This window comes from Massilia sp. P2_C2 (assembly GCF_056404615.1).
Genome location: NZ_JBFUDR010000441.1, coordinates 1 through 3819 on the forward strand (window position 1 = coordinate 1; position 3819 = coordinate 3819).

General features: G+C 62.7%; 5 protein-coding genes. 2 read left to right on the plus strand and 3 right to left on the minus strand.

Translation table 11 applies throughout. The features are described 5' to 3' along the window. The coding region (locus tag AC1DYX_RS28955; protein WP_477265341.1) for a CoA transferase subunit A at positions 1-443 on the minus strand (443 nt) is incomplete at its 3' end. Between the two features lie 176 nt (positions 444-619). Here AC1DYX_RS28955 and AC1DYX_RS28960 point away from each other — a divergent pair. Then, positions 620-1183 (plus strand): LuxR C-terminal-related transcriptional regulator, encoded by a 564-nt coding sequence (locus AC1DYX_RS28960; RefSeq protein WP_477265343.1) that lies wholly within the window; start codon positions 620-622, stop codon positions 1181-1183. On the opposite strand, the gene AC1DYX_RS28965 is transcribed toward AC1DYX_RS28960, so the two are convergent. Then, positions 1184-1612, minus strand: a complete 429-nt coding sequence (locus tag AC1DYX_RS28965) for an acyl-CoA thioesterase (protein ID WP_477265345.1) — start codon at positions 1610-1612, stop codon at positions 1184-1186. Between the two features lie 26 nt (positions 1613-1638). Further along, positions 1639-2415 (minus strand): SDR family oxidoreductase, encoded by a 777-nt coding sequence (locus AC1DYX_RS28970; protein ID WP_477265347.1) that lies wholly within the window; start codon positions 2413-2415, stop codon positions 1639-1641. Between the two features lie 177 nt (positions 2416-2592). Between AC1DYX_RS28970 and AC1DYX_RS28975 the strand changes: the two genes are divergently transcribed. Beyond that, positions 2593-3819: NAD(P)/FAD-dependent oxidoreductase (locus AC1DYX_RS28975; protein ID WP_477265349.1), on the plus strand; the 1227-nt coding region annotated here is incomplete at its 3' end.

Below are 3819 nucleotides of genomic sequence, written 5' to 3' on the forward strand. Positions count from 1 at the left end.
AGCGAGCGCTCCATCACGTACATGTCGCCATCGAATTCACGGGTTTCCTTGCCTTCCGCGACGATCGTGCCGTAGCCGGTCCTGGTGAAAAAGGCCGGGATGCCGGCGCCGCCGGCGCGCAGCTTCTCGGCCAGGGTGCCCTGGGGCGTGAACTCCAGTTCCAGTTCGCCGGCCAGGTATTGACGCGCGAATTCCTTGTTCTCCCCCACATACGACGAGATCATCTTCCTGATCTGGCGCGTAGTCAGGAGCTGGCCAAGGCCGAAATCGTCGACGCCGGCATTGTTCGAGATGGCCGTCAGGTTCTTGACGCCGGAATCGCGCAGCGCGAGGATCAACGCCTCCGGAATGCCGCACAGGCCGAAGCCGCCCACGGCGATGGTCTGGCCGTCCGCAACGACCCCTTCGAGCGCGGAGCGCGCATCAGGATACACTTTGTTCATACCCGTCCCTTTGGTTATTAAGCTTGAAGCGTGGATAAGCAAGCCGACAGCTCTTTCTGTACAGCAGAGTAGGATTCGAGAATAAAATACCCCCTCTCAAAGCACAATACCGTAGAAATACCGGCAAGTGACTCCGGTAAGAACAGGGCATGCGCCCGACAGTCGACTACCATCAAATGAACGCATCATACGCCATCGATTACGAGATGATTTTCCAGCACGCGCCCGTCGGCATGTGCATCTCGGTGAACCGCGTAATCCAGTCCTGCAACCACGCGCTGGCCGCGATGTTCGGCTACCAGCCCGCGCAGCTGGACGGGCAGTCGTTCTCGGTACTCTACCCCACCATGGACGAGTTCCTGCGCACGGGCGACCGCATCATCCCGATCATGAATGCGAAGGGCCGTTATTCCGACGAGCGCATCATGCGCCGTGGAAATGGCGAACTGTTCTGGTGCCACGTGACGGGCCGCGCGCTCGACCCGGCCGAGCCGCTCGGCGCCGGCGTCTGGACGTTCGAGGATGTCAGTGAAAAACGGCCCGTGACGGCCGAGCTGACCCCGCGCGAGCGCGAGATCGCGGCGCTGCTGGTGGAAGGCAAGACGAGCAAGGTGATCGCGCGCGAGACCGACCTGTCGCCGCGCACGGTGGAGATGCACCGCGCCCGGCTGATGAAGAAGTTCTCGGCGTCGACGTCGTCGGAGCTCGTGCACAAGCTCGTTGGCATGTCGCGGGAATAGTCAACTGTTCGAACCCGCCGGCAGCATCTCCCGCACCCGCTCCGGCAGCGGCACGGACTTCTCGGCCGCGAAATCGATCCATACGACCTTGCCGCCGCCTTCCGCATGCACGACTTCGGCATTGCCGTCCGCGTCGACCATGCGGATCTCGTGCGTGACCTCGAAGCTCGACCGGCCGGGGCTGCTTGCGAACGTGCGGATCTCGATCTCGCCTGGATACTTCAGTTGGCGCAGGAACGAGCAGTAGGCGGTGATGATCACCGGTCCCACGCCCTGCAGGTCGGGATCGCCCGCCGCCTGTTCGAGGAAGGCAATGCGCCCGCTCTCCATGTAGCGGAAATACACCGTGTTGTTCACGTGTCCGAACGCGTCCATGTCGCCCCAGCGGATCGCCTGGCGCATGACGTGAACCAGCTTCTTGTTACTCATGTGCTTTGCTTCGTTGATGAAAACGTTCATTGCGCCGTCATGCCATCGTCGGCCGTGATGATGGCGCCGTTGATGAAATGGGCCTCCTCGGCCGCCAGCAACAGCAGCAGGCCGTCGAGGTCTTCCGGCCGGCCGGTGCGGCGGCGCGGCAGCATCTCGATCAGCTTCCTGCCCTGCTCCGTGTCGAAATAATCCTCGTTCATCTCGGTGGCGATATAGCCCGGGCAGATGGCGTTCACGTTGATGCCGTAGCGGCCCCATTCGACGGCCATCGCCTTCGTCATCTGCACGACGCCGGCCTTGCTCATGCAGTACACGCCGATCTGCGGCAGCACGCGCAGGCCGGCGACGGACGCGATGTTGACGATGCGGTGCTGCTTCTTCGGGTCGCCCTTGGCGCGCTGGATCATGCGCTTCGCGGTCTGCTGGGCCATGAAGAAGGCGCCGCGCAGGTTCGTGTCCATCACATAGCCGTAGTCGTCCTCGCTGACGTCGAGCAGGCGCTGCGTCGTCGAGACGCCGGAATTGTTGACGAGGATGTCGATCGGCCCCGCTTCCGTCTCCGCATGGGCGATCGCCGACTTGATGCTCGCGAGGTCCGTCACGTCGAGCGCGACGACATGGGCCGCGCCGCCCTCGGCCTCGATTTCGGCGCGCAATTCCTTCAGGCGGTCGATGCGGCGCGACGCCAGCACGACCTGGGCCCCGGCGCCGGCCAGCGCCTTGGCAAAACGCGCGCCCAGCCCGCTGGAAGCGCCCGTGACCATCGCGATCTTTCCTTCGAAATTGACTTCAATACCCACGTTGCGCTCCCCCTACCCGTATTTGTCTGTTGCGAAGCCATAATCATTACACACTTCACCTATTTCACATCGATTAGATTGCTGCGTCTAATACTTGCCCTACAATGGCGCTCGACGTTGCCAACGAGCGCAAAAAAGTGCACACTCGTGCTTAAATTTTTCTAACCACCATAAAAAATGACTCAGCCCAACACCCTCCTCGAAGAATACGGCCCCCGCGAAGCAATGGAATACGACGTGGTCATCGTCGGCGGCGGCCCCGCCGGCCTGTCCGCAGCGATCCGCCTGAAACAGCTCGCTGCCGAAAAGGGTCAGGACGTGTCGGTCTGCGTGCTGGAAAAGGGGGGCGAGCTGGGCGCGCACATCCTGTCGGGCGCCGTGATGGACCCGCGTGCGCTGGACGAACTGCTCCCGAACTGGAAGGAACTGGGCGCACCGTTGAACACGCCCGTCACGGAAGACCGCTTCCTGTTCCTGACGGAGAAAAAGGCGATCCGCACGCCGGACCTGATGATGCTCCCCTCGCTGCAAAATCACGGCAACTACGTGATCTCGCTCGGCAACGTCGTGCGCTGGCTGGGCCAGCAGGCAGAGGCGCTGGGCGTCGAGATCTTCCCCGGCTTCCCGGCCGCAGAAATCCTGTACAACGATGACGGTTCCGTGCAAGGCGTCGCAACGGGCAATATGGGCGTCAACCGCCATGGCCAGCCGACCGACGCGTTCCAGCTGGGCATGGAGCTGCACGCCAAGTACACGCTGTTCGCGGAAGGCTCGCGCGGCCACCTCGGCAAGCAGCTGATGGCGAAGTATGACCTGAACAAGGGCAAGGATCCGCAGACGTACGGCATCGGCATCAAGGAACTGTGGGAAATCGATCCGGCCAAACACAAGCCGGGCCTCGTGATCCACACGGCGGGCTGGCCGCTGGACAACGACACGTACGGCGGTTCGTTCCTGTACCACCTGGAAAACAACCAGGTGGTCGTCGGCTTCATCGTCGGCCTCGGCTACCAGAATCCCTATCTGTCGCCGTACGAGGAATTCCAGCGTTATAAAACCCACCCGGAGATCCGCAAGTTCTTCGAAGGCGGCAAGCGCATCTCGTATGGCGCGCGCGCGATCACGGCGGGTGGCCTGCAATCGCTGCCGAAGACCGTGTTCCCGGGCGGCGCGCTGATCGGCTGCGACGCCGGCTTCCTCAACACCAGCCGCATCAAGGGCAGCCATGCCGCCATCAAGACGGGCATGCTCGCCGCCGACGCCGCCTATGCCGCGCTGGCCGAGGGCCGTCACCACGACGAGTTGCTGAGCTATCCGGTCGCGTTCGAACAATCGTGGTTGCACGAGGAATTGCACGTCGCGCGCAACTTCAAGCCCTGGATGAGCAAGGGCCTGGTCATGGGC